The 25,930-nt window shown below is 64.9% G+C and carries 19 protein-coding genes; 12 read left to right on the top strand and 7 right to left on the bottom strand.

Annotated elements, in window-relative coordinates; genetic code table 11:
* Positions 1–24: 24 nt before the first annotated feature.
* The 8 genes from ppsA (at position 25) to F3J44_RS10445 (ending at position 8,283) form a co-directional block, all read left to right on the top strand.
* Positions 25–2,400 carry a phosphoenolpyruvate synthase gene (ppsA, locus tag F3J44_RS10480; protein WP_167058014.1) on the top strand — a complete coding sequence of 792 codons (2,376 nt, stop codon included), beginning with the start codon at positions 25–27 and terminating at the stop codon, positions 2,398–2,400.
* A 104-nt stretch (positions 2,401–2,504) separates the two neighbouring features.
* Positions 2,505–3,497 carry an alpha/beta fold hydrolase gene (locus F3J44_RS10475; RefSeq protein ID WP_167272111.1) on the top strand — a complete coding sequence of 331 codons (993 nt, stop codon included), beginning with the start codon at positions 2,505–2,507 and terminating at the stop codon, positions 3,495–3,497.
* Positions 3,498–3,702: 205 nt separating this feature from the next.
* Positions 3,703–4,194, top strand: a complete 492-nt coding sequence (rraA, locus tag F3J44_RS10470; protein WP_167272109.1) for a ribonuclease E activity regulator RraA — start codon at positions 3,703–3,705, stop codon at positions 4,192–4,194.
* A 27-nt stretch (positions 4,195–4,221) separates the two neighbouring features.
* Positions 4,222–5,217: a zinc transporter ZntB gene (locus F3J44_RS10465; protein ID WP_167058005.1), complete on the top strand. Its 996-nt coding sequence runs from the start codon at positions 4,222–4,224 to the stop codon at positions 5,215–5,217.
* A 147-nt stretch (positions 5,218–5,364) separates the two neighbouring features.
* Complete coding sequence (locus tag F3J44_RS10460) at positions 5,365–5,628, top strand: CrfX protein (RefSeq protein ID WP_167272106.1); 264 nt, start codon at positions 5,365–5,367, stop codon at positions 5,626–5,628.
* Between the two features lie 2 nt (positions 5,629–5,630).
* Positions 5,631–6,455: a mechanosensitive ion channel domain-containing protein gene (locus F3J44_RS10455; protein WP_167057999.1), complete on the top strand. Its 825-nt coding sequence runs from the start codon at positions 5,631–5,633 to the stop codon at positions 6,453–6,455.
* A gap of 113 nt (positions 6,456–6,568) precedes the next feature.
* Entirely contained in the window at positions 6,569–7,135 is a 567-nt protein-coding gene (sigX, locus tag F3J44_RS10450; RefSeq protein ID WP_085625211.1) for an RNA polymerase sigma factor SigX, read from the top strand.
* 110 nt (positions 7,136–7,245) lie between these two features.
* A complete protein-coding gene (locus tag F3J44_RS10445) occupies positions 7,246–8,283 on the top strand; it encodes an OmpA family protein (RefSeq protein WP_167057996.1) in 1,038 nt (345 codons plus the stop codon).
* A 134-nt stretch (positions 8,284–8,417) separates the two neighbouring features.
* Here F3J44_RS10445 and F3J44_RS10440 read toward each other — a convergent pair whose 3' ends face one another.
* The 4 genes from F3J44_RS10440 to F3J44_RS10425 all read right to left on the bottom strand — a co-directional run bounded on the left by F3J44_RS10440 (position 8,418) and on the right by F3J44_RS10425 (position 13,417).
* The gene (locus F3J44_RS10440) at positions 8,418–10,073 is read right to left on the bottom strand and encodes a bifunctional protein-serine/threonine kinase/phosphatase (RefSeq protein ID WP_167272104.1); all 1,656 of its coding nucleotides are present in this window, start codon (positions 10,071–10,073) and stop codon (positions 8,418–8,420) included.
* Positions 10,074–10,082: 9 nt separating this feature from the next.
* Positions 10,083–11,294 carry a NarK/NasA family nitrate transporter gene (locus tag F3J44_RS10435; protein ID WP_167272101.1) on the bottom strand — a complete coding sequence of 404 codons (1,212 nt, stop codon included), beginning with the start codon at positions 11,292–11,294 and terminating at the stop codon, positions 10,083–10,085.
* Positions 11,295–11,627: 333 nt separating this feature from the next.
* Positions 11,628–12,203, bottom strand: a complete 576-nt coding sequence (locus F3J44_RS10430; RefSeq protein ID WP_167272098.1) for an ANTAR domain-containing response regulator — start codon at positions 12,201–12,203, stop codon at positions 11,628–11,630.
* Positions 12,204–12,214: 11 nt separating this feature from the next.
* Entirely contained in the window at positions 12,215–13,417 is a 1,203-nt protein-coding gene (locus F3J44_RS10425; protein WP_167272095.1) for a CmpA/NrtA family ABC transporter substrate-binding protein, read from the bottom strand.
* Positions 13,418–13,544: 127 nt separating this feature from the next.
* Between F3J44_RS10425 and F3J44_RS10420 the strand changes: the two genes are divergently transcribed.
* Positions 13,545–14,567 carry a quinone-dependent dihydroorotate dehydrogenase gene (locus F3J44_RS10420; protein ID WP_167272093.1) on the top strand — a complete coding sequence of 341 codons (1,023 nt, stop codon included), beginning with the start codon at positions 13,545–13,547 and terminating at the stop codon, positions 14,565–14,567.
* A 96-nt stretch (positions 14,568–14,663) separates the two neighbouring features.
* On the opposite strand, the gene rmf is transcribed toward F3J44_RS10420, so the two are convergent.
* Positions 14,664–14,879 carry a ribosome modulation factor gene (gene rmf / locus F3J44_RS10415; RefSeq protein ID WP_003248687.1) on the bottom strand — a complete coding sequence of 72 codons (216 nt, stop codon included), beginning with the start codon at positions 14,877–14,879 and terminating at the stop codon, positions 14,664–14,666.
* Between the two features lie 561 nt (positions 14,880–15,440).
* Between rmf and rlmKL the strand changes: the two genes are divergently transcribed.
* Together rlmKL and F3J44_RS10405 are read left to right on the top strand one after the other, a co-directional pair.
* Complete coding sequence (rlmKL, locus tag F3J44_RS10410) at positions 15,441–17,633, top strand: bifunctional 23S rRNA (guanine(2069)-N(7))-methyltransferase RlmK/23S rRNA (guanine(2445)-N(2))-methyltransferase RlmL (protein ID WP_167272090.1); 2,193 nt, start codon at positions 15,441–15,443, stop codon at positions 17,631–17,633.
* Positions 17,634–17,727: 94 nt separating this feature from the next.
* Positions 17,728–20,121, top strand: a complete 2,394-nt coding sequence (locus tag F3J44_RS10405) for a diguanylate cyclase (RefSeq protein WP_167272087.1) — start codon at positions 17,728–17,730, stop codon at positions 20,119–20,121.
* A 172-nt stretch (positions 20,122–20,293) separates the two neighbouring features.
* Here F3J44_RS10405 and dacB read toward each other — a convergent pair whose 3' ends face one another.
* Positions 20,294–21,760: a D-alanyl-D-alanine carboxypeptidase/D-alanyl-D-alanine-endopeptidase gene (gene dacB / locus F3J44_RS10400; protein WP_167057970.1), complete on the bottom strand. Its 1,467-nt coding sequence runs from the start codon at positions 21,758–21,760 to the stop codon at positions 20,294–20,296.
* Between the two features lie 187 nt (positions 21,761–21,947).
* Between dacB and F3J44_RS10395 the strand changes: the two genes are divergently transcribed.
* Positions 21,948–22,292, top strand: a complete 345-nt coding sequence (locus F3J44_RS10395; protein WP_167057967.1) for a YggL family protein — start codon at positions 21,948–21,950, stop codon at positions 22,290–22,292.
* A gap of 33 nt (positions 22,293–22,325) precedes the next feature.
* Here the strand turns inward: F3J44_RS10395 and F3J44_RS10390 are convergent, their stop codons facing one another.
* Entirely contained in the window at positions 22,326–25,928 is a 3,603-nt protein-coding gene (locus F3J44_RS10390; protein ID WP_167272085.1) for a transporter substrate-binding domain-containing protein, read from the bottom strand.
* Positions 25,929–25,930 lie beyond the last annotated feature (2 nt).

Raw genomic sequence — 25,930 nt, 5'->3', positions numbered from 1 at the left:
AATACAGTTAGTGGAGAGATCACCTTGGTAGAGTACGTAGTTTCCCTCGATAAGCTCGGCGTCCATGATGTGGAGCATGTGGGGGGCAAGAACGCATCCCTGGGCGAGATGATCAGCAACCTTGCCGGTGCCGGCGTGTCGGTGCCGGGCGGCTTTGCCACGACGGCTCAGGCGTACCGTGATTTTCTCGAACAGAGTGGCCTGAACGACCAGATCCACGCGGCCCTCGACGCCCTCGACGTGGACGACGTCAACGCCCTGGCCAAAACCGGCGCGCAGATTCGCCAGTGGGTCATGGAGGCCGAATTCCCGGCCCGCTTGGATTCGGAAATCCGTACGGCCTTCGCTGAAATGTCCAAGGGCAACGACAACATGGCCGTGGCCGTGCGTTCCTCGGCCACCGCCGAAGACCTGCCAGACGCCTCGTTCGCCGGCCAGCAGGAAACCTTCCTCAACATTCGCGGCGTCGACAACGTGATCCGCGCGGCCAAGGAAGTGTTTGCCTCGCTGTTCAACGACCGTGCCATCGCCTACCGCGTGCACCAGGGCTTCGACCACAAGCTGGTGGCCCTGTCCGCAGGCGTGCAGCGCATGGTGCGTTCGGAAACCGGCACCGCCGGCGTGATGTTCACCCTCGACACCGAGTCGGGCTTCCGCGACGTGGTGTTCATCACCGGCGCCTACGGCTTGGGCGAAACCGTGGTGCAGGGTGCGGTCAACCCTGACGAATTCTATGTGCACAAGCAAACCCTGGAAGCAGGCCGCCCGGCCATCCTGCGCCGCAACCTGGGCAGCAAGGCGATCAAGATGGTCTACGGCGACGAAGCCAAGGCCGGTCGCTCGGTCAAGACGGTCGAAGTCGACCGCGCCGAACGCGCACGCTTCTGCCTGAGCGACGACGAAGTCAACGAGCTGGCCAAGCAGGCCATGATCATCGAGCAGCACTACCAGCGCCCGATGGACATCGAGTGGGCCAAGGACGGTGACGACGGCAAGCTGTACATCGTTCAGGCGCGCCCTGAAACCGTGAAGAGCCGCGCCAGCGCCAACGTCATGGAACGCTACCTGCTCAAGGAAAAGGGCAAGGTGCTGGTCGAAGGCCGCGCCATCGGCCAGCGCATCGGCGCCGGCAAGGTGCGCGTGATCAACGACGTGTCCGAGATGGACAAGGTGCAGCCAGGCGACGTGCTGGTGTCGGACATGACCGACCCGGACTGGGAACCGGTGATGAAGCGCGCCAGCGCCATTGTCACCAACCGTGGCGGGCGCACTTGCCACGCGGCGATCATCGCCCGTGAGCTGGGCATTCCCGCGGTGGTCGGCTGCGGCAACGCCACCCAGGTATTGAAAGACGGCCTGGGCGTGACCGTGTCCTGCGCCGAAGGCGACACCGGCTTCATCTTCGAGGGCGAGCTGGGCTTTGACGTCAAGCAGAACTCGGTGGACGCCATGCCGGAGCTGCCGTTCAAGATCATGATGAACGTCGGCAACCCGGACCGCGCCTTCGACTTCGCCCAGCTGCCGAACGAAGGCGTGGGCCTGGCCCGCCTGGAGTTCATCATCAACCGCATGATCGGCGTGCACCCCAAGGCGCTGCTGAACTACGCAGGCCTGCCGGCCGACCTCAAGGACAGCGTCGACAAGCGCATCGCCGGCTACAACGACCCGGTTGGTTTCTATGTCGAGAAGCTGGTCGAGGGCATCAGCACCCTGGCGGCGGCCTTCTACCCGAAAAAGGTCATCGTGCGCCTGTCGGACTTCAAGTCCAACGAGTACGCCAACCTGATCGGCGGCAAGCTGTACGAGCCGGAAGAAGAGAACCCGATGCTGGGCTTCCGCGGCGCCTCGCGCTACATCAGCGAGTCGTTCCGTGACTGCTTCGAGCTCGAATGCCGTGCACTCAAGCGCGTGCGCAACGAAATGGGCCTGACCAACGTCGAGATCATGGTGCCGTTCGTGCGCACCCTGGGCGAAGCCAGCCAAGTGGTCGACCTGCTCGCCGAAAACGGCCTGGCCCGTGGCGACAACGGCCTGCGCGTGATCATGATGTGCGAACTGCCGTCCAACGCCATCCTCGCCGAAGAGTTCCTGGAATACTTCGACGGCTTCTCGATCGGCTCCAACGACCTGACCCAGCTGACCCTGGGCCTGGACCGCGACTCGGGCATCATCGCCCACCTGTTCGACGAGCGAAATCCTGCGGTGAAAAAGCTGCTGGCCAACGCCATTGCCGCGTGCAACAAGGCCGGCAAGTACATCGGCATCTGCGGCCAGGGCCCGTCAGACCACCCGGACCTTGCCAAGTGGCTGATGGAGCAGGGCATCGAAAGCGTGTCGCTGAACCCGGATTCGGTACTCGAAACCTGGTTCTTCCTGGCCGAAGGCCAAGGCGCGGCCTGATGCGGTAAATTGCGGGGGCGCGTCTGGCGCGCCCCCGCCTGGTTTTTTCCAGGGCGAGCTCCAGTGATGGATCCCGCCCTTTTTTGTGCTATCTAAGCAACCTTATGCAAAGCAGCAGCAACCTATTTCCCGTGGCCCTGCTCAGTGCCGAACGCCGCGGCGACCTCAGCGAAGACGTGTACCGGATCAAGGCTGGCAACAGCCCGGACCCCAGCGTCGAACTGGCCGTGACCCGCCTGGGCCTGGCCGACCAGGGCCCGTGCCTGGGCGTGCCGGTGATTCTTGTGCACGGCAGTTTTTCCAACCGCAGGTTCTGGTATTCGCCCAAGGGCATTGGCCTGGGCGCCTATTTGGCGCGGGCCGGGTTCGATGTGTGGATTCCTGAAATGCGCGGCCATGGCCTGTCCCCGCGTAACCGTGACTGGAAACACAACAGCGTGGCCGCCTATGCCCGCGACGATTTGCCGCTGATTGGCGCCTTCGTGCGTGAGCAGTCCGGCCAGGCGCCGCACTGGCTGGGCCATTCCCTGGGCGGCACGACCCTGGCGGCGGCGCTGGGCGGCGGCTTCCTGGCAGCGGAGCTGGTGGCCAGCGTGGCGATGTTCGGCACCCAGATCAGCCGCGTCTACTGGCCGTTGAAGGTGCCGCCGGTGACCTGGGGCGCCAAGCTGCTGCTCAAGCGCTGGGGGCAGATTTCCGGGCCGCGGTTCAAGCGCGGCCCGGAAGACGAGCCCATCGGCCTGGCGTTGGAAAGCCTGCGCTGGCATGGCTTGTTCGGGCGTTTTGGCGACAAGCACGGCGACTGGTGGGCCGGGCTGGCAGAGGTCGATGTGCCGTTGCTGGCCGTGGCCGGGGCGGGGGACTTCCAGGACCCGGTATGGGCCTGCCGCAAGCTGTTCGACCAGTTGGGCGGGGCGCGCAAGCAGTTCCTGCGCCTGGGGCCTGAAGCAGGCTTCGAGGCGTTCGGGCATGTCGACATGCTGGTGAGCAAGGCGGCGCAGGTGCAGGTGTGGCCGCTGGTGGAGCGCTGGTTGCGTAACCCGCTGCTGCCGGTGCATGAGTCGACGGTGGTGCGTGAGCCAGTGCCTGTGGGCTGAATTTGGTTCGCCTGTGCCGGCCTCTTCGCGGGGCAAGCCCGCTCCTACAAAGATAATGCATGACGTGTGTAGGAGCGGGCTTGCCCCGCGAAGAGGCCGGCACAGGTTAACCACAACTGACTGCCCGGTCCCGGATGACGCCAGCAGCGTCTACGGTGTAGCCTTGTCCGACACCCGCTTTCGTTGTGACTGACAGGAGCTTCCCATGCAGCATTACGTAACGCCCGACCTGTGCGATGCCTACCCAGACTTGGTCCAGGTGCTTGAGCCGATGTTCAGCAACTTCGGTGGCCGCGATTCGTTCGGTGGCCAGATCGTTACCATCAAGTGCTTCGAAGACAACTCGCTGGTCAAGGAGCAAGTCGAGCAGGACGGCAAGGGCAAGGTCCTGGTGGTCGATGGTGGTGGTTCGCTGCGCCGTGCGCTGCTGGGCGACATGCTCGCCGAAAAGGCCGCCAAGCATGGCTGGGAAGGCCTGGTGATCTACGGCTGCGTGCGCGATGTCGACGTGCTGATCCAAACCGACGTCGGCGTGCAGGCCCTGGCCAGCCACCCGATGAGAACCGACAAGCGGGGCATCGGCGACCTGAACGTGGCCGTGACCTTTGCCGGGGTGACGTTCCGCCCAGGCGAATACCTCTATGCCGACAACAATGGCGTGATCATCTCGCCAAGCCCGCTGAAAATGCCGGAGTGATGCGCCGCACGCGCTGATGGAGTGTTGATGTTCGAGGAAGACAACGCGCAGTGGGGGCTGGTGCATGCCCTGGTGCTCGATGGTAAAGGCGGCGCGCGCCCGATTGCCCGCACCGAGCTGGACAACCTGCAGTTGCAGCCCCAGGAAAGCCTGTGGCTGCACTGGGACCGTAGCCATCCACAGACCCGTACCTGGCTGTTGCAGGACAGCGGCCTGAGCGAGTTCGCCTGCGAACTGCTGCTGGAGGAAAACACCCGGCCACGGTTGTTGCCCCAGCCAGGCGAGCAGATGTTGCTGTTCCTGCGCGGGGTCAACCTGAACCCCGGCGCCGAACCCGAAGACATGGTGTCGGTGCGCATCCATGCCCAGGCCCAGCGGGTGATTTCGCTGCGTCTGCGCCCGCTTCGGGCCAGCGATGAAATGCTCCAGCAGCTGGAAGAGGGCAGGGGGCCGAAATCGGCGTCCGAGCTGTTGCTGCTGATGGGTGATTTGCTCACCGAAAAGGTCCAGAGCCTGGTCAGCGACCTGTCGGAGCAGGTCGACCTGGAAGAGGAAAAGGTTGAATCCGACGAACGGTATACCCCTGAGCACGGCAGCCTGCAGCAGATCCGCCGCCGCGCCGCTGGCTTGCGCCGGTTCCTGGCGCCACAGCGCGACATCTATGCCCAGCTGTCGCGCAGCAAATGGAGCTGGTTCTGCGATGCCGATGCCGACTACTGGAACGAGCTGAACAACAGCCTGATCCGCTACCTCGAAGAGCTCGAACTGGCCCGCGAGCGCGCCGCGCTGCTGCTGGAGAGCGAAGACCGCCGGCGCAGCGAGCGGATGAACCGCACCATGTACCGCTTCAGCATCATCACCTGCATCTTCCTGCCCATGAGCTTTCTCACCGGGCTGCTGGGGATAAACGTGGGCGGCATTCCCGGCTCAAGCAGCCCTTATGGCTTCCTGGTCGCCTGCCTGATCGTGCTGGCCCTGGCGGTGGGGCAGTGGTGGATGTTCCGGCGGTTGCGCTGGGTATGACAATGCCATGCCTGCACCGCCCTCTTTGCTCCCACAAAGGCCCTGCGGATAACCCTGTGGGAGCGGGCTTGCCCGCGAAGAGGGCAGCGCGATGTGTGACCCATCGCCTGGCCACCTCGTCTCTGAGTGACATTGCGCGAGGTGCCCATGCACGATCCGTTTGAACAATCCCTGCGTGACCTGCTCAACGCGTCGCCGTCTGGTGAAGACCGTGACGACGCCGCCTGCCTGGGTCGCGTACTGAAAACCGCCAACCGCCAGGTGGGCGCCGGTGACCTGTTCAGCTTGCTTGGCCGTTGGAGCCAGGCGCTGCTGATCGCCGTGAACAATGGCTCGGCGCACGTTGCGCCGGTGCGCCGACACTCTACCCGCAACGCTGCCACTGGCAGCAAAGCAGATAAGGCCGATTGAATATGGAACTCGATCTCTGGACCCAGAGCCTGGTCACTGCCATGACCGCCCTATGGACCAAGGTGGCGAACTTCATCCCCAACCTGTTTGGCGCGCTGGTCGTGGTGCTGCTCGGGTTCGTGGTGGCCAAGCTGCTCGACACACTGCTCTCCAAGTTGCTGGCCAAGTTCGGCCTTGACCGCCTGATGGCCGGCACCGGGCTGACCAAGATGTTTGGCCGGGTGGGCATCCAGGTGCCGATCTCGACCTTGATCGGCAAGATCGTCTACTGGTTCGTGCTGCTGATCTTCCTGGTGTCGGCGGCCGAGTCGCTGGGCCTTGAGCGGGTTTCGGCGACCCTCGACATGCTGGCGCTGTACCTGCCCAAGGTGTTCGGCGCAGCGCTGGTGCTGCTGGCCGGCGTGATGTTGGCGCAGGTGGCCAACGGCCTGGTGCGCGGCGCCGCCGAAGGCATTGGCCTGGAATACTCGGCAGGCCTTGGGCGCATCACCCAGGGCCTGGTGATCATCATCAGTATCTCGGTGGCCATCAGCCAGCTTGAGGTCAAGACCGACCTGCTCAACCACGTGATCGTGATTGGGCTGATTACCGTTGGTCTGGCCGTTGCCCTGGCCATGGGCCTGGGTAGCCGCGAAATTGCCGGGCAGATTCTGGCCGGCATCTATGTGCGTGAACTCTACCAGGTCGGCCAGCAGGTGCGGATTGGAGAGGTTGAAGGGATGATCGAAGAGATCGGTACGGTCAAGACGACTTTGCTGACAGATGATGGCGAGTTGGTATCAATGTCCAACCGCGAATTGCTCGAGCAGCGGGTCAATAGCCGCTAACCGCCCAAAAGCTGTTAATGTATGCCGCCGCGAAATTCGGCCTACGGGGCCGAGCGGCGACATTGACCTGACTGTCGGCCAGATCCGTTTTGAATAAAGTTCATACGCCGCCCTTGCGTTACGACCCCCGCGAACTCACGGACGAGGAGTTGGTGGCGCGTTCGCACGAGGAGCTGTTTCACGTAACCCGCGCCTATGAGGAACTCATGCGGCGCTACCAGCGCACCCTGTTCAATGTCTGCGCGCGCTACCTGGGGAACGACCGGGACGCCGATGATGTCTGTCAGGAAGTGATGCTGAAGGTGCTGTACGGGCTGAAGAACTTCGAGGGCAAATCCAAGTTCAAAACCTGGCTCTACAGCATCACCTACAACGAGTGCATTACCCAGTACCGCAAGGAGCGCCGTAAACGCCGGTTGATGGATGCCTTGAGTCTGGACCCTGTCGAAGAGGCGTCCGAAGACAAGGCCCCGAAGCCGGAAGAAAAAGGCGGGCTGGACAAATGGCTCGTGCATGTGAACCCGATCGACCGGGAGATCCTGGTGCTGCGCTTCGTTGCAGAGCTGGAATTCCAGGAGATCGCCGACATCATGCACATGGGCTTGAGCGCGACGAAGATGCGCTACAAGCGTGCGCTAGACAAGCTTCGGGAGAAATTTGCAGGCCTGGATGAAACTTAGTCCCTTGTAAATATCTCTAACGAATCGGCGAGTTCTGCTAGACTTGCCGTCGAGTTGTCCCCCGGATTTTGGTGGGACTGCTTAACTATCACCAGATGGGGATTTAACGGATGAAATTGAAAAACACCTTGGGCTTGGCCATTGGTTCGCTTGTAGCCGCCACTTCGTTTGGCGCTCTGGCACAAGGTCAAGGCGCCGTCGAAACTGAAATCTTTGCCAAGAAAGAATTCTACGACAGCCAGCGCGACTTCAAGAACGACGGCAACCTGTTCGGCGGTTCGATCGGTTACTTCCTGACCGACGACGTTGAACTGCGTCTGGGCTACGACGAAGTGCACAACGTTCGTGGCGACGACGGCAAGAACATCAAGGGCTCGAACACCGCCCTGGACGCCGTTTACCACTTCAACAACCCGTACGACGCCATCCGTCCATACGTATCGGCAGGTTTCTCGCACCAGTCCCTGGGCCAGACCGGCCGTGGCGGTCGTAACCAGTCGACCTTCGCCAACGTTGGCGCTGGCGCCAAGTGGTACATCACCGACATGTTCTACGCCCGTGCCGGCGTTGAAGCCCAGTACAACATCGACCAGGGTGACACCGAGTGGGCCCCGAGCATCGGTGTTGGCCTGAACTTCGGCGGTAGCCCGAAGCACGCTGCTGAAGCTGCTCCAGCTCCAGTTGCCGAAGTCTGCTCCGACTCCGACAACGATGGCGTGTGCGACAACGTCGACAAGTGCCCAGACACCCCAGCCAACGTTACCGTTGACGCTGATGGCTGCCCGGCTGTTGCCGAAGTCGTTCGCGTTGAGCTGGACGTCAAGTTCGACTTCGACAAGTCGGTCGTCAAGCCTAACAGCTACGGCGACATCAAGAACCTGGCTGACTTCATGAAGCAGTACCCACAAACCACCACCGTGGTTGAAGGTCACACTGACTCCGTAGGTCCAGACGCTTACAACCAGAAGCTGTCCGAGCGTCGTGCCAATGCTGTCAAGCAGGTTCTGACCCAGCAGTACGGTGTTGAATCGAGCCGCGTTCAGTCGGTTGGCTACGGCGAAACCCGTCCGGTTGCCGACAACGCCACCGAAGAAGGCCGTGCTATCAACCGTCGCGTTGAAGCTCAGGTAGAAGCCCAGGCCAAGTAATTGGTTTGAAGCTTCAATGAAAAACCCGGCCTCGGCCGGGTTTTTCTTTGCCCAAAATTCATCCACACCACAATCCATACCCCCCTGGTAGGAGCGAGCGCAGCTCGCGATGCGCCGCGCAAAGCGGCGCCTATCTACAGCACCAACAACACCAAATTCACCAGCAACGACACCAACGCCACCGTGCGCCACACCTTCACAGGCTCGCGCTCCAGCAACGGCCGTGGGCGCCCAGCCAGTTCCTGGCGGTCTCCACGCTCAAGCAGCAACAACCACTGCTCGGCCGTTTCGAAACGCTGCGCCGGGTCTGCCGCCACCGCCTGCAACAGGTTGTGCTGGATCCACTCGGGCAGGTCGGGTCGATAGCGCGAGGGGTTCACCGGCTGGCCGAAGCGCGGCCGCTGAAAAGCTTCCACCTCACCATAGGGAAAATGCCCGGTCAGCAGCTGATACAGCGTGACGCCGACGGCGTACAGGTCTTGGCGCGGGCTCGGCGGCTCTCCCTCGAAGGCTTCCGGGGCAATGTAGGAAGGGGTGCCCGGCAGGTCGTGCCGGGACCTCTCGGAGAGCCCGGGGCAGTAGGCCAGGCCAAAGTCCAGCACACGCAGTTGGCCGTCTTCACCCACGTGCAGGTTGTCGGGCTTGATGTCACGGTGCAGCAGGTTGCGCCGGTGCAGCACGCCCACTGCCTGCAACAACTGGCGAGCCACCTCCAGCCATTTGGCCAACGGCAACGGGCCGTGCTCGGCAAGCTGCGTGGCGAGGGTTTGGCCGCGGTGCTCGCGCATCACGTAGTACAGGTGCTGGCGCTGGCTGGCGGCATGCACTTCCGGGAAATGGCGGCCAGCTACCCGGCGCAGGAACCATTCTTCCATCAGCAACCCTTGCGCGGCCCCTGGCTCCTGCTCGCGCTCGGCAGGCAGGGTTTTCAGCAGCCACGGCTGGCCCTGGCCGTCGCGCACCCGGTACAGCAACGACTGACGGCTGTGAGCCAGGCGGGTTTCGACCTGCCAACCGTCGATTGCCTGGCCATCGCGCAGGGCGCCGGGTAACGGCCATTGCTGCAGCTGCACCAGCGTGTCGCCCAGGTTTGCCGGGCCCAGTTGGTCGATGCGCACCAGCAAGGCGCTGGCATTGTCCTGGCTGCCATTGAGGTGGGCGCTGGCAACCAGGGTATCCACCGCCCGCTGCAGGTCGGGCTGCTCGCGCAGTACCGCCTGGATATGCCCATCGCCCAGGCTGGCCCACACGCCGTCGCTGAGCAGCAAATAGCACTCGCCCGGCTCAAGCTCACCGTCCAGGTAGTCGACCAGCAGGTGCTGGTCCAGGCCCAGGGCGCGCTTGAGCACATGCTGCATGCCGGGCTGGTCCCACACATGGTCTTGGCTCAGGCACTGCAGGCGGCCAGCGTGCCAGCGGTAAGCGCGGCAGTCGCCGACATGTGCCAGGGTGAAGCGACGCCCACGCAGCACCAGGGCACTCAGGGTGGTCAGTAACGGTTGGCTGCCCTGGGCGCGCAGCCAGCGGTTCTGCGCCAGCAGCAGGCGGTCCAGGGCCTGGGCCACGCCCCAGGTAGCGGGGGTGGCGTAATAGTCCATGGCCAGTGCCTGCAGGCTGGCGCGCGCGGCCAGGCCGCCATCGGCGCACTGGCTGACGCCGTCGGCAAGGGCGAACAGGTAACCCTTGCTGGCAGCCAGTTCAGGCGCCGGTGTAACCAGGCGCAGGGCATCCTGGTTTTCCGCGCGCGGGCCGGTGGCGCTGGCCTGGGCGAAACTCAGCTGCAGGCTCATCGGGCCACCTCAGACCCGCGCCGCCGTCACCGCCGCCGAACCCCAGGTGGTGCGCCAGCGCTGTTTTACCCCGTGCAGGCCGAACCAGGCCAGCAGCCCGAGGCTGGCAAACAGCCATAGGCCCAGCTGGTAGTCGCCGGTGTGTTGCTTGATGGTGCCAAGCCCTGCGGCCAGGGCGAAGCCGCCAATGCCGCCGGCCATGCCGATCAGCCCGGTCATCACGCCGATTTCCTGGCGAAAGCGCTGGGGCACCAGTTGGAACACCGCGCCATTGCCGGCGCCGAGGCCCAGCATGGCGCTGACGAACAGGGCCAGGGCCGCCGTGGCACTGGGCAGGTTGAAGCCCACGGCAGCGATGCACACCGCGGCCACGCTGTACATGCCCAGCAGGGTACGGATGCCGCCGAAGCGGTCGGCCAGGGCCCCGCCCAGCGGGCGCATCAGGCTGCCGGCGAAGACGCAGGCGGCGGTGTAGTAGCCGGCGCTGACCGGGTTCAGGCCGTATTGGTCGCTGAAATAGCCCGGCAGGGCACTGGCCAGGCCAATGAAGCCGCCGAAGGTAACGCTGTAGAAGAACATGAACCACCAGCTGTCGCGGTCACCCAGGGCCTTGAGATAGTCGGCCATGGCTTTGCGCTTGGGCCGTTGCGGTGCATTGCGGGCCAGCAGGGCAAACAGCGCCAGGGCCAGCAGCAAGGGCAGCACGGCAAAGCCGAACACGTTGCTCCAGCCATAGGCGGCCGCCAGCATGGGCGCCAACAGGGCGGCGAACACGGTGCCGGAGTTGCCCGCACCGGCGATGCCCATGGCTTTGCCCTGGTGCTGCGGTGGGTACCATTGCGAGGCCAGCGGCAACGACACGGCGAAGGACGCGCCGGCAACGCCGAGGAACACGCCCAGCAGCAGGGCTTGGCCGTAGGTGTGCACGCCCAGGTGCCAGGCGCTGGCCAGCGCCAGGATGACGATGACCTGGCCAATCAGCCCGGCGGTCTTGGGCGAGAGGCGGTCGACCAGCACGCCCATGATAAAGCGCAGCACCGCCCCGGCGAGGATGGGCGTGGCCACCATCAGGCCGCGTTGCTGGGGGCTTAGTTGCAGGTCGGCAGCGATCTGCACGGCCAGCGGGCCCAGCAGGTACCAGACCATGAAGCTCAGGTCGAAATACAGGAACGCAGCGAACAGCGTGGGCACATGCCCGGACTTCCAGAAGCTGGTACTCATCGAACACCTCACGGAGCAATGCAACGGAAACGAAAAAGACGCCGCTACCCGGTCCACTGGCGTGGAAGGGAGAGCGACGTCTTTGTCGGGAGTGTTTGAGGCAACCGCCGTTGGCTACCGGTGAGGAATGTTGAGCAAGAGCTGGGCCAACTCTTCCTCTCTAGGCCGGCACCGCCCTGGTAGGAGCGAGCGTAGCTCGCGATGGGGCGCGCAGCGGCCCAGGTTTCAGCTTCGCGGCTCATCAGGCCGGGGCTGCTTCGCAGCCCATCGCGAGCTTCGCTCGCTCCTACAGGGAATTGAGACGTGGTGGAGAGTCGCGATGCGGCGGGCGCCCTAGCCCAGCATTTCATGCATGGCGATGATCTGTTCGGCCACCTGGATCAGCTTCTGCTGGCGGCTCATGGCCTGGCGCCGCATCAGGGTGTAGGCCTGCTCCTCGTTGCAGTCCTTCATCTTCATCAGCAAACCCTTGGCCTGCTCGATACGCTTGCGCTCGGCCAGTTGCTGGTCGCGGGCCAGCAGCTGGGCCTTGAGCGCCTGGTCGCTTTCAAAACGCGCCATGGCCACATCGAGAATCGGCTGCAAGCGCGCGGCATGAATGCCTTCGACGATATAGGCGCTGACCCCGGCCTGGATCGCCTGGCGCATCACCCCAGGGTCGTGCTCGTCGGTGAACAGCACGATCGGCCGGGGTTGGTCGCGGCTGACCAGCACTACCTGTTCCATCACATCGCGGTCGGGTGACTCGGTATCGATCAGCACCACGTCCGGGCGCACCGTTTCAATGCAGGCGGGCAGGTCGATGGTCAGGTCTGGCGCTTCGATCACCTCGAAGCCGGCCTCGCGCAGGGCTGCCTTGAGGCGGCCAAGCTTGTTCCGGGTATCGTCGATCAGCAGGATGCGCAGCATGGCGATGGCCCTCACAGACCGGTACGGGCGGCTGGCGGCTCGCCCAGGGCATGCAGGCGGAAGCTGCGGGCGTAGCCATACGGGTCGCTGCCGTCCCAGCACGTGCCGTCGATCAGCAGGCTGCTGCGCATGGCGCTGTCGGGGCAGGGCACGTCAACGGCGGTGGCGGCGTCGCGGTACAGCGCCAGTTGCTGCACCTGTTGCGCAACGCCCAGGTAGTCGGGGTCTTCACGCAGCAGCCCCCAGCGGCGGAACTGGGTCATGAACCACATGCCATCGGACAGGTACGGCAGGTTCGCCCGGCCCTGGTCGAACAGGCGCAGGCCATGGCGGTCGTGCCAGCGGTGGCCAAGGCCGTCTTCATAATCGCCCAGCAAGCGCGGCTCGATGTTTTCCAGGGGCGTGTCCAGGTAGGCGCTGCCGCACAGCAGTTGCGCGGTGCTGCGGCGGTTCTCCGGGCTTTGCTCGATGAAGCGGCTGGCGGCAAGCACCGCCTTGACCAAGGCGCGGGCGCTGTTGGGGTACTGCTCGGCAAAGGCGCGGGCACTGGCCAGCACCTTTTCCGGGTGGTCCGGCCAGATCGACTGGCTGGTGGCCAGGGTGAAGCCCTGGCCCTGGGCCACGGCGGCGGCAGACCAGGGCTCGCCGGCACAAAAGCCGTCGATGCGCCCGGCCTGGATATGCGCGGCCATCTGCGCCGGTGGCACCACCACGCTGCGCACGTCATGCAAGGGGTGGATGCATTGGCTGGCCAGCCAGTAATACAGCCACATGGCGTGGGTGCCCGTGGGAAAGGTCTGGGCGAAGGTCAGCGGTGCGCCAGCCTGGTGCACGCGCAGGGCCAATGCTTCAGGGCTGGTCACGCCCTGGCGTTGCAGCGCCGGCGAGAGGTTGATGGCCTGGGCGTTCTGGTTCAGCCCCATGAGCACCGCCATGGGGCTGGCCGGCACCCCACCGATGCCCAGGTGCAGCGCGTACACCAGGCCATACAGGCAATGGGCGGCATCCAGTTCGCCACTGGCCAGCTTGTCGCGCAGGCTGGCCCAGGAGCCCTGGCGCTTGAGGTTGAGGGTCAGGCCGTGCTGCTGGGCGAAGCCTTGGGTGGCGGCCACTACCACCGAGGCGCAGTCGCTCAGGGCCATGAAGCCGATGTCGAGGCTGGGTTTCTCCGGCGCGTCGCTGCCGTTTACCCAGGCTAGGGGTGTTGTGTTCACGAAGGTCCTCGCCCGTACTGAATAGGCTGTGTGCAGGCGATGTAGCAACCCATGTGCCAAGGGCCTGTCATGCACGGCCCGCGCTGGCTATAATCGCACCCTCATTCACCCCGAGCCTTGCCCGCCCATGTATACCCTGGCCCGCCAGCTGCTGTTCAAGCTCTCCCCGGAAACTTCCCATGACCTGTCCCTGGACCTGATCGGCGCCGGTGGCCGCCTCGGGCTCAATGGCGTGCTGTGCAAGCAGCCGGCGGCGTTGCCGGTGAGCGTGATGGGCTTGAACTTCGCAAACCCCGTGGGCCTGGCCGCAGGCCTGGACAAGAACGGCGCCGCCATCGACGGCTTCGCCCAGCTGGGCTTCGGCTTCGTCGAAATCGGCACCGTGACGCCACGGCCGCAACCGGGCAACCCCAAGCCACGTTTGTTCCGCCTGCCCCAGGCAACGGCGATCATCAACCGCATGGGCTTCAACAACCTGGGGGTCGACCACCTGCTTGAGCGCGTGCGTGCCTCGCGCTACGACGGCGTGCTGGGCATCAACATCGGCAAGAACTTCGACACCCCGGTCGAGCGTGCGGTGGACGATTACCTGATCTGCCTGAACAAGGTGTACACCGACGCCAGCTACATCACCGTCAACGTCAGCTCGCCGAACACCCCTGGCCTGCGCAGCCTGCAGTTCGGCGATTCGCTCAAGCAACTGCTCGATGCCCTGGCCGAGCGCCGCGAGCAACTGGCCAGCGAGCATGGCAAGCGCGTGCCACTGGCCATCAAGATCGCCCCGGACATGAGCGACGAGGAAACCGCGCTGGTGGCGTCGGCATTGATGCAGTCGGGCATGGATGCGGTGATCGCCACCAACACCACCCTGGGCCGTGAAGGCGTCGAAGGGCTGGAGCACGGTGGCGAGGCCGGTGGCCTGTCGGGTGCGCCAGTGCTGGAGAAAAGCACCCATATCGTCAAGGTGCTGGCGGGCGAGTTGGCGGGCAAGTTGCCGATCATTGCCGCTGGCGGCATTACCGAGGGGCGCCATGCGGCTGAGAAGATCGCCGCCGGTGCCAGCCTGGTGCAGATCTATTCGGGCTTCATCTATAAAGGCCCGGCGCTGATTCGTGAAGCGGTGGATGCCATTGCCGCGATGCCGCGCTGATCGGGCCCATAAAAAAGGGCCCCTTCAAGGGGCCCCTGGGCCGTAGCCCGCCGCACGGATAGTGCGCGCATGGTGACTCGAATTCAGTGTCCTCGTTCAGCCAACGGCGTGATTTTCGTTGAGTCTATGGATGCCAGCGGTGCCAGTCATGCCGTCCCAGTTATCACCGCGACCTTCGCGCCAGCCGTTGATCCAGGCTTGGCGAACGGAAGGAAGATTGAAAGGGCAAAGTTCGCGGGATTTGCCGGTGACCCCGTATTGGTAGCCACGTGAATATGCTCTTTCCAACGGATCACGCTTAAGTCTTCTCATAGGGTGTTGCCCTCACTTGTTGACTGTAATGTCCCGTCGGCCTCTCCGAGGCCGGGCAGAGTCTTTCTGCCGGTTTGCGCTCGCTGCCGGCGTGGCGAGCTGAATGTGCCGCCTCGTTGCGAAGCGGCCTAGGACCAGTTCTAACGAATGCAGGTCACGGTGTGAATGATCGATTTGTCATAAGCACGTAACCTTTCCGAGGGTGAGGGGATAAGTAAATAAATGCGACTCAACCCTGTTTGGCGTTGGGCCCGCTATGATCGGGGTTTGCTGAACCTTGACGTCATTTCGCCAGCGTTGCTGAGCGATGACAGTAATAATTTGAAATGCGACGAAGGGTCACATCGGCCCTGAAATCGGCGGAAATTATTCGTACTGCCTGATGATCTAAGCTGTTCCTGCCACCTGGCACGCGGCGGATCGTTCAGGCGGCCCGGCCCGCGCACTGCAACCCTGCAGCGTGAAGGCCACTCGAACGCCTGCTGGAAGGGCGTTCGGGCAAACATCGGCGGGGCGATGCGTCGCCCCGTCACTTAAATAGCCCAAGGCGCTGGAATACTCATGTCGGACCGTTTCGAACTCTATCTCACTTGCCCCAAAGGCCTGGAAGGCCTGCTTGCCGAAGAGGCCAAGGGCCTTGGCCTGGATGATGTGCGTGAGCACACCTCGGCCATTCGCGGCGCCGCCGACATGGAAACCGCCTACCGCCTGTGCCTGTGGTCACGCCTGGCCAACCGCGTGTTGCTGGTGCTCAAGCGCTTCTCCATGAAAAACGCCGACGACCTCTACGACGGCGTGCATGCGCTCGACTGGGCCGACCACCTGGCTGCCGACGGCACCCTGGCCGTGGAGTTCAGCGGGCACGGCTCGGGCATCGACAACACCCACTTCGGCGCCCTGAAGGTCAAGGACGCCATCGTCGACAAACTGCGCAACCGCGAAGGCCTGCGCCCCTCGGTGGAAAAGGTCGACCCGGATGTGCGCGTGCACCTGCGCCTGGACCGTGGCGAGGCGATTCTGTCGCTGGACCTGTCGGGCCACAGCCTGCACCAGCGTGGCTACCGCCTGCAGCAAGGCGCTGCGCCGCTGAAGGAAAACCTGGCCGCCGCGGTACTGATCCGTTCCGGCTGGCCACGCATTGCCGCCGAGGGCGGCGCCCTGGCCGACCCGATGTGCGGCGTGGGTACCTTCCTGGTGGAAGCGGCGATGATCGCCGCCGATATTGCACCGAACCTCAAGCGCGAGCGTTGGGGTTTCAGCGCCTGGCTGGGTCATGTGCCGGCCACCTGGCGCAAGGTTCATGAAGAGGCCCAGGTCCGCGCCCAGGCCGGCCTGGCCAAGCCGCCGCTGTGGATTCGTGGCTACGAAGCCGACCCGCGGCTGATCCAGCCCGGGCGCAACAACGTCGAGCGCGCAGGCCTGGGTGACTGGGTGAAGATCTACCAAGGCGAAGTCAGCACCTTCGAGCCGCGCCCGGACCAGAACCAGAAAGGCCTGGTCATCAGCAACCCGCCGTACGGCGAACGCCTGGGCGACGAGGCCAGCCTGTTGTACCTCTACCAGAACCTGGGCGAGCGCCTGCGCCAGGCCTGCATGGGCTGGGAAGCGGCGGTGTTCACCGGTGCCCCGGAGCTGGGCAAGCGCATGGGCATTCGCAGCCACAAGCAGTACGCCTTCTGGAACGGCGCCTTGCCGTGCAAGCTGCTGTTGTTCAAGGTGCAGCCTGACCAGTTCGTGACTGGCGAGCGCCGCGAGGCCCAGGCCGACAGCGGCGACGCACGCCGCCAGGTGCCCCAGGCCAGCGAGCCGGCGCGCCTGTCGGAAGGTGCGCAGATGTTCGCCAACCGCCTGCAGAAGAACCTCAAGCAGCTGGGCAAGTGGGCCCGCCGCGAGCAGGTCGACTGCTACCGCCTGTACGATGCCGATATGCCCGAGTACGCCCTGGCCGTCGACCTGTACCAGGACTGGGTACACGTGCAGGAATACGCCGCCCCCCGTTCCATCGACCCGGAAAAGGCCCAGGCGCGCCTGCTCGATGCCTTGGCGGCCATTCCCCAGGCGCTGAACATCGACCCCCAGCGCGTGGTGCTCAAGCGCCGCGAGCGTCAGAGCGGCACCCGCCAGTACGAGCGCCAGGCCACCGAAGGCCGCTTCCAGGAAGTCAACGAAGGCGGCGTCAAGCTGCTGGTCAACCTGACCGACTACCTCGACACCGGGCTGTTCCTCGACCACCGCCCGATGCGCATGCGCATCCAGCGCGAGGCTGCCGGCAAGCGCTTCCTCAACCTGTTCTGCTACACCGCCACGGCCACCGTGCACGCGGCCAAGGGCGGCGCACGCAGCACCACCAGCGTCGACCTGTCGAAAACCTACCTGGACTGGGCACGGCGCAACCTTTCGCTGAACGGCTTCTCCGAGCGCAACCGCCTGGAGCAGGGCGATGTCATGGCCTGGCTGGAAGCCAACCGTGACAGCTACGACATGATCTTCATCGACCCGCCGACCTTCTCCAACTCCAAGCGCATGGAAGGTGTGTTCGATGTTCAGCGCGACCACGTGCAGTTGCTGGACCTGGCCATGGCGCGCCTGGCACCGGGCGGCGTGCTGTATTTCTCCAACAACTTCCGCAAGTTCCAGCTCGATGAGCACCTGAGCGCGCGCTACGCGGTGGAGGAAATCACGGCGCAGACGCTGGACCCGGACTTCGCCCGCAACAACCGTATCCACCGCGCCTGGCGCCTGCAGTTGCGCTGAAGCGACGAGGCGTGTTGCGCGGTTAGTGGCCAATAGCTATAACTCTGCACAGGGCCATGATGTTCGCAGGACGCTGACGAGATGAGATCGATCTATGTCGAAGTGGGGCGTTCGTGCGAGGGTGTTGCACCTGTGCAGCGAGGCGATGGCTGCCTGGGCGGTGGCGTTGGTGGCGTTGGTCGCTGGCGTGCTGCTTTCGGCGGCCTTGGCGCTGGCCACCGAGGCCTTCTACAAGCAGCAGCTGCGCCAGCGCTTCGAGCTGCTGGCCGCTGAGCGCGCCAGCCGCATTGCCGAGCGTTTCGAGGAGCAAACCCAGCGCCTGGATGGCCTGCGGCGGTTCTTCGACTATTCCGACGAGGTTACCTCACGCGAGTTCGATGGCTATGCGCGGCCGTTGCTGCACCGCACCCAGGCCTATTCCTGGGCGCCGCGGGTGGACGCCGGGCAGCGGCGCGCCTTCGAGCGCGCGGCCAGTGCCGGGCTTGGCCATGACTATGTGATTCGCGAGCAGGATGCCCAGGGGCAATGGCAGCCGTCGCCGACGCGCGACCATTACTACCCGATTCTCTATTCCCAATCGACCCAGGCCCAGGGCCAGCCCTACGGCCTCGACCTGCGCAGCCAGCCGGCCCGCGAGCAGGCCCTGGGCCGGGCGCAGCAGCCGGGCAGCATGGCGGTGTCCGCGCCCCTGGACATGATCAATGTCGAGCCTGGTTTGAGTCGCGGCTTGCTGATGGTGGCCCCCGTGTTTTCCGACGACCACGCCAGTGGCCTGCCGACGGGCTATGTGATGGCGTTGCTGAGCCTGCGCCAGCTGGTCAGCGAGGGCTTGCCGGTTGCTGCCGATGACAACCTGGTGGTGAGTATCGTCGACCCCAGCGGGCGTGACGGCCAGGAAGTGCTGTACGACTCGCAGAACCCCGCTGCGCCCTTGCCGCTGTCGAGCAGCCAGATGCTGCACCTGGCCGACCACCAGTACCAGCTCGATATCCGCCCCAGCCAGGCGTTCATGCAGGCCAACCGTTCTGCAGCGGCGCCGGCGGTGGGCTTTCTCGGTGGCCTGCTGAGCCTGTTGCTCAGCGCCTTGCTGTACAGCCTGTTCAGCCAGCGCCAGCGGGCCCTGACCCTGGTCGAGCAGCGCACCGCCGAGCTGCGGGTCAGCGAGCAATCGTTGCGCGACACCCACAACCAGCTGCGCAGCGTGCTCGACGCTGCCACCCAGGTCGCGATCATCGCCACCAGCCTCAAGGGCGTGGTCAGCACCTTCAATGCCGGTGCCGAGCGCCTGCTGGGCTACGCCGCCAGCGAGGCCATCGGCCACCTGCACCTGGAAGACCTGATGCTGGCCGAAGAGCTCAACCAGCGCAGCCAGGCCTTGAGCCTGCGCTACGGCAGGCCGATTCCGGGTGGCCAGGCGATGTTCGCCGAAACCATCCAGGAACGCGGTGCCGAGCCTGGTGAATGGACCCTGGTGCGCAAGGATGGCAGCCAGCTGCTGGCCAACATGCTGGTCACGGCGGTGCTGGACGAGCAGGGGTTGTGGGTGGGCTACCTGGCCATTTGCATCGATGTCACCGAGCGGCGGCGCGTGCACGAGGCCTTGGCGATGCGTGACCGGCTGCTGGAAAAACTCAGCGCCGAGGTGCCCGGCGGCATCTACCAGTACCGCCTGGATGCCGATGGCCACTCGTGCTTCCCGTATGCCAGCCAGGGCCTGTTCGATATCTACGAGGTCGACCTGCAGGCGCTGCGCGACGATGCGTCGGTGGTGTTCGAGCGCATTCACCCCGATGACCTGGAGCGCGTGCGCCGCTCGGTGCGTTACTCGGCCGAGCACCTGACGCCGTGGCGCGAGGAGTACCGGGTGTGCCTGCCGCGTGCGGGGTTGCGCTGGGTGCGTGGCGAGGCCACGCCAGAGGTGGGTGAGCAGGGCTGCACGCTGTGGCACGGTTACCTCACCGACATTTCCGACCTCAAGGGCGTGGAGGAGGAACTGCGCGCGCTGTCGGTAACCGATGCCCTGACCGGCATTCACAACCGCCGCTACTTCCAGGAACGGCTGAAGGTGGAGCTGGACCGCGCCCAGCGTGATGACCAGGACCTGGCGGTAATCATGCTCGACATCGACCATTTCAAGCGCATCAATGACCAATTCGGCCATGCCGTGGGTGACCACGTGCTACGCAGCCTGTGCCAGCGCATCGGCCACCGCCTGCGCCGCACCGACGTGTTCTGCCGCCTGGGCGGCGAGGAATTCATGGTGCTGTGCCCCGGCAGCAATGCCGAGCAGGCGCGGGCGCTGGCCTTGGAGTTGTGGCAAGGGGTGCGCGGCGTGCCGGTGGAGGGGGTTGGCAAGGTGACCGCGAGCTTCGGCGTGGCCGGGTGGCGGCCGGGGGAGGGCGCCGATGCCTTGCTGCTGCGGGCCGATGCGGGGGTGTATGCGGCCAAGCAGGCCGGGCGTGACCGGGTTGAGGCAGAGTTGGCCTAACGGTTGGGCACCCGTCGAAGCCTGCGGGGTCCCGGTAGGAGCGAGCGTAGCTCGCGATGGGGCGCGCAGCGGCCCCAGGGTTTCAGCTTCGCGGCTTGTAACCCCGGGGCAGCTCTGCAGCCATCGCGAGCTGCGCTCGCTCCTACAATAATGCGATCCGCGAACTACAGCATCACTGCCCCACAGCCGCCGTAGCGCTGTTGTTCAGCTTGGGCTGGCGATACAGGTCGAGCAGCACCTGGTCGAGCACCTGCGACGCGCCCCATGGCTTGGGGTCATTGAGAATCGCCGACACCGCCCAGGTGTTGCCATTGCTGTCGCGGCTGAAGCCGGCGATCGCCCGCACGGTGTTCAGGGTGCCGGTCTTGATGTGCCCTTCGCCGGTCATGGCAGTGCGCTTGAGGCGCTTGCGCATGGTGCCATCCATGCCCACCAGCGGCATCGAACTGATGAACTCGGCAGCATACGGGCTGTTCCAGGCGGCCTGCAGCAGCGCGGCCATCTCGCGGGTACTGACGCGCTCGGCACGCGAAAGGCCCGAGCCGTTTTCCATCACCAGGTGCGGCGCGGTGATGCCTTTTTTCGCCAGCCACTGGCGTACCACGCGCTGGGCGGCACGTGCATCGTCACCGTCGGCATCGGTGCGGAACTGCGCGCCCAGGCTCAGGAACAGTTGCTGGGCCATGGTGTTGTTGCTGTATTTGTTGATGTCCCGAATCACCTCCACCAGGTCCGGCGAGAACGCCCGGGCCAGCAGGCGCGCGCTTTTCGGTACGTTCTCGATGCGGTCGCGGCCCTGGATGGTGCCGCCCAGCTCGTTCCAGATCGCCCGCACCGCACCGGCGGCGTAGGTCGGGTGGTCGAGCAGCGACAGGTAGGTTTGCGAGTTGCAGCCGTCGGCCAGCTGGCCGGTGACGGTCACGCTGATGCCATCGGCCTGCTGCACCGGGTTGTAGCGCACATCGCCGCTGCACTGCTTGGCAGCCACGGCCTTGACCTGGTTGTCGATATGAATGCTGGCGATCGGCGGCTCGACGGCCACGGTCACCTTGCCGCCGTCGTTGCGGGCAACGAAGCGCAAGGCCTTGAGGTTGATCATCAGCGAGTCGGGCTTGACCAGGAACGGCTTGTTGACGTCGCCACCGTCGTCGTCGAACTGCGGCAGGTTGGGCTGCACGAAGTGGCTGCGGTCCAGTACCAGGTCGCCGGTGACGGTGCGCACGCCGTTGGCGCGCAGGTCACGCATCAGCAGCCAGAGCTTTTCCATGTTCAGCTTTGGGTCGCCACCGCCCTTGAGGTACAGGTTGCCATTGAGCACGCCGTTGCTCAGGGTGCCGTCGGTGTAGAACTCGGTTTTCCACTGGAAGGTCGGGCCGAGCAGTTCCAGGGCGGCGTAGGTGGTGACCAGCTTCATGGTCGAGGCCGGGTTCACCGACACATCGGCGTTGAACACCGTGGCGGTGCCCGGGCCGTTGAGCGGCAGCATCACCAGCGACAGTGCGCTGTCTTGCAGTTTGTTGGCCTTCAGGGCCTGCTGCACTTTCGCTGGCAGGGTGGTATTGACGGCAGCAGCCTGGCTGGGCAGAGCGAACGGCAACAGCAGGCCGGCGAGAACGAGGGGACGGAGCGCTTTGATCATCTGGGATAAATACCCTGCGGACGAGGGAAAATGAAATTGGGGCTATAAGAAATGGTGGCCCCACGACGAAATATAGCGGCCATTATGCCCCAAGCGCAGCGTTGATGGGCCACGTTCGACGGAAAAGCGCCTTTGTAGCGTGGAAACTGGTAAAGTGCCGCGCGTTATTACTCAAGAGGATTGTTTCATGGCTACCAACCGTTCCCGTCGTCTGCGCAAGAAGCTGTGCGTGGATGAATTCCAGGAGCTGGGTTTCGAACTGAACCTGGGTTTCAAGGAAGACCTGTCCGACGAAGCCATCGATGCCTTCCTCGACGCCTTCCTGGCAGAAGCCATGGATGCCAACGGCCTGGACTATGTCGGCGGTGATGATTTCGGCCTGGTTTGCTCGGCCAAGCGTGGCTCGGTCAGCGAAGAGCAGCGCGCCACTGTCGAAGCCTGGCTCAAGGGCCGCAGCGAACTGACCACCATCGAAGTCAGCCCGCTGCTGGACGCCTGGTACCCGGAAAAGCCGATCAACCCGGCTTCCTGATCCGCCTGGGCGGCCGCCGTTCGGCGTGCCGCTTCAGCTGGCCCTGGCCCTGTAGCTGGCCAGGGCCTTCTCCACACGGCACATGTGCCGTGCCAAGGCCTGGCGCCGTAGTTTAAGGCGCGCAACAGGTTCGTCTTGCGCTTCAAGTGCCTCACAGGCAGCCATTACCTCATGCGCTTTGAGCATGCGCGCTGCGCTGAGGATCTTGTGTGCCTGCTCGCTCAGTTCCTCCGGTGCGTTGTCCACATCGATCGCCATCAGCGCCGCCAGGTCTTCATGCAGGCTGCGGTGCAAGGCCTCGACGAAACGGGCGCGGCCACTGCTGCTGTCGCCGACGATACTGCCCAGGCCGCCGAGGTCGAACAGCGTTCGTTGCACCGTGGTAGCGCGCGGCGTAATACCGGCCAGGCGCAGGCTGAGGGTGCGCAGGGTGATGGGCTTGAGCAGGCAGTCGTCCATGCCGGCGCTCAGGCATTTCTGCTTCACCTGCGGCTGTGCGTTGGCGGTGTAGCCGAGGATGAGGCAGGGCGAGCGCTTGGCGTGGCGCTCTTCGGCACGCAGTGTGGCGGCCAGCTGGTAACCGCTCATGTGCGGCATGTTGCAGTCGAGTATGAGGACGTCGAAGTTGCCCGCGCGCCATTTGCCCAGGCCTTCCCGACCGTCGCTGGCACTGGCTGCGGTGAGCCCCAGGTAGCCCAATTGCTGGGTCAGTAGCAGCAGGTTGGCGGGGTGGTCGTCGATCACCAGAACCTTCAGTTGCGGGGCCGGCGTTGTGATGTCGTCGGCAGGCAGGGCGGCGGGCAAGGGGGCCTCGGCAGGCTCCAGCGGCAGTTGCAGGCACACCTGGGTGCCGAAGCCTGGCACGCTGTTGATGCTCAGCTCGCCCCCCATCATTTCGCACAGGCTGCGGCAGATCGCCAGGCCCAGCCCGGTGCCGGCACGCGATTGCCGGCTGTGCGGGTTGGCTTGCACGAACGGGTTGAACAGCCGTTGCAGGTCGTCCTGGTGGATGCCGATGCCGCTGTCGCGCACCTCCAGCGCCAGCCGCGCGGGGTTGGCGCTTCCCGCCTCGCGCAGGCCCAGGCTGACGCACACCTGGCCCTGCTCGGTGAACTTGATGGCGTTGCTGACCAGGTTGGACAGAATCTGCTTGAAGCGCAGGGGGTCGAGCAGTACATGGCAACGGGCGTCGGGGCTGATGTCGAGTTTCAGGGCCAGGCCTTTTTCCCGGGCCTGGCCGTCGAACACGCGGCCCACAGACTCCACCAAGGCGGCCGGGTCGACCGGCTCGGGGGCCAGGGACAGGTGGCCGGATTCGATGCGAACGATGTCCAGGATATCGCCGATCAGGCCCAGCAGGTCCTTGGCCGAATGGTGGGCGACCTCCAGCGAAGTCGCGTCGACCTGGCCTTGGCGGGCGCGGTTGACCGCCAGCTCCAGCATGCCGATCACCGCGCTCATCGGCGTGCGGATCTCGTGGCTGATGGTGGCGAGGAAGGTGCTTTTGGCGCGGTTGGCGTCGTCGGCCAGGCGTTTGGCCTCACGCAGTTCCTGCACCAGCTTGCGCCGTTCGCTGATGTCGATCCAGCCGCCGATGATGCCTTGTACCTCGCCCAGCGAGTCGCGGTACGGCAGGATCCAGTGGTAGATGGTGAGCTCGCGTTCGTTCATGCGCAGCGGGCGGTCGAGGATCAACGGAACACCGGCGGCCATCACCTGTTGGTAGTCGGCTTGCATCTGCCGGGTGTGCTCGCTGGTGGCGCAGTGGGTGTCTTCCAGGCGTTTGCCGATGACGTGCTCCAGGGGCGCCTGTAGCGCCTGCAGGTAGCTGGCGTTGCAGCTTTGCAGGCGGCATTCGCGGTCGCGCACGTACATCGGGTGCGGCGTGCCGTCGAGCAGGGCGCTCATGAACTCCAGCTGGTCACCCAGCGCCCGCTCGGCGCGCTGGCGCTGCTTGATCTGGCGCCGCAGGCGGGCATTCCAGAGCAATGCCAGTAACAGCAGCAGGCCTGCGCCGAGCAATATCTGGACGACCCGCTGGCGCACGGCTTGCCAATGGTTCTCGTCATGCCGCACATACCCCCGCCAGCGGTTGTCGATCACCCCCAGCTCCTCTGGCGAAATGCTGGTCAGGGCCTTGTCGAGGATTGAGGCCAGCGCCGTGGCCTGGGCGTTGGTGGCCATGGCGAAGGTCGCAGGCTCGCTGCCCAGTGTGCTGCGAATGACCAGGGCGGGGTCGACCTCCACGGCGTGGGTGGCATCGATCAGGGTGGTGATCACCGCATCCACGGCCCCAGCGCTCAGCAGGGCCATGGAATAGTAGGGGCTTTGCGTTTCGACCCAGCTGGTTTGCGGGTAACGCTCGGTTATCAGCCGGGCCGGGGTGCTGTGGCGGGCGATGGCGACGCGGCGCCCGCGCAGCTGTTCCAGCGAGCCGTACTGCGGGCGATCGGCACGGGTCACCAGCACCTGGGGGCTTTCCAGATAGGGCCGGCTCAGGCGTATCTGCGGGGCCGCGAGGCTGTCGACGGCCAGGGCGGCGATCATGCTGACCCGTTCGTCCTTGAGCCGGGTGAGCATGTCGGCAAAATCGCTGGCGCGCTGCACTTCGAAGCGCAGGCCCGTGCGCAGGCGGATCAGTTCCAGCAGGTCGGCGGTGATGCCGCGAAAATGCCCGTTGCCGTCGAAATAGGACAGCGGTGCGGCGGTTTCGTCGATGGCCACCTGCACCACCGGGTGCTGCTTCAGCCATTGCGCCTCGGCGGCCGACAACGGCAGCCTGAGGTCGCTGAGCAGCCGGTCGGCGCCAGCACTCCAGCGCTTGAAGATGCTGGCCCGCACGGCTTTGTCCTGGTGTTCGAGAATGCTGTCTACCAAGGCCTTGAGCTCGGTATCCTGCGCGCGCATGGCAAAACCGAAGCCGATGCTTTCGTGTTGGCCGAAGCTGGCCATGCGCAGGCGCGGCAGGTGGCCGCGGTTGAGTTGGTAGTGGGTCGACAGCGTGTCGCCGATGAACACGTCGGCCTGGCCGAACGCCACGGCATTGAGTGCCTGGGTGGAGGAATCGAAGGTCAGCAGTTCGGCCTTGGGGTAGGCCGCGTGCACCTCGGGGCGGGGCAGGTAGTGGTAGAGCATGCCCAGGCGCATGCCCTCAAGGTCGGTGTCGAGGGGGCGCTCTTCGTCCTCACGGGTGACCAGCACCGGTTGGTCGATGGCGTAGGGCAGCGACATGGCCAGGCCATCGGCCGCCGCTTCATAGCCATTGGCACTGCCCAGCAGGTCGATTTCGCCGCGCAGCAGCGCCTGCACTGCCGCTTGACGGTCTGGGTAGCGCAGCACCTTCACGGGCAACTGCAGGGCTTTGCCGACCAGGTTCGCGTATTCGGCGGTGAGGCCCTGGTAATCGCGCCCGCCGCGGGTGATGTCGAACGGGGGGTAGTCCGGGGCCGATGTGCCCAGTGTCAGCTGCTGGCGCCCGGCCAGCCAGGCCAGTTGTTGTGGCGCCAGGGGTGGCCCGGGGTCGGTGGGCGAGTAACGGGCCAGCAGCGAATAGGGCGTGGCTTCGGAAGCGGCAGCCAGCCCCCCCGCCCAGGCCAGTGTCAGGGTAAGGAGCAGGCGAGCGATGATATGCACCATGG

It is taken from the genome of Pantoea sp. Tr-811 (assembly GCF_011752535.1).
Classification (GTDB): Bacteria; Pseudomonadota; Gammaproteobacteria; order Pseudomonadales; family Pseudomonadaceae; genus Aquipseudomonas.
This window is presented reverse-complemented; position numbering and strand designations above follow the sequence as displayed.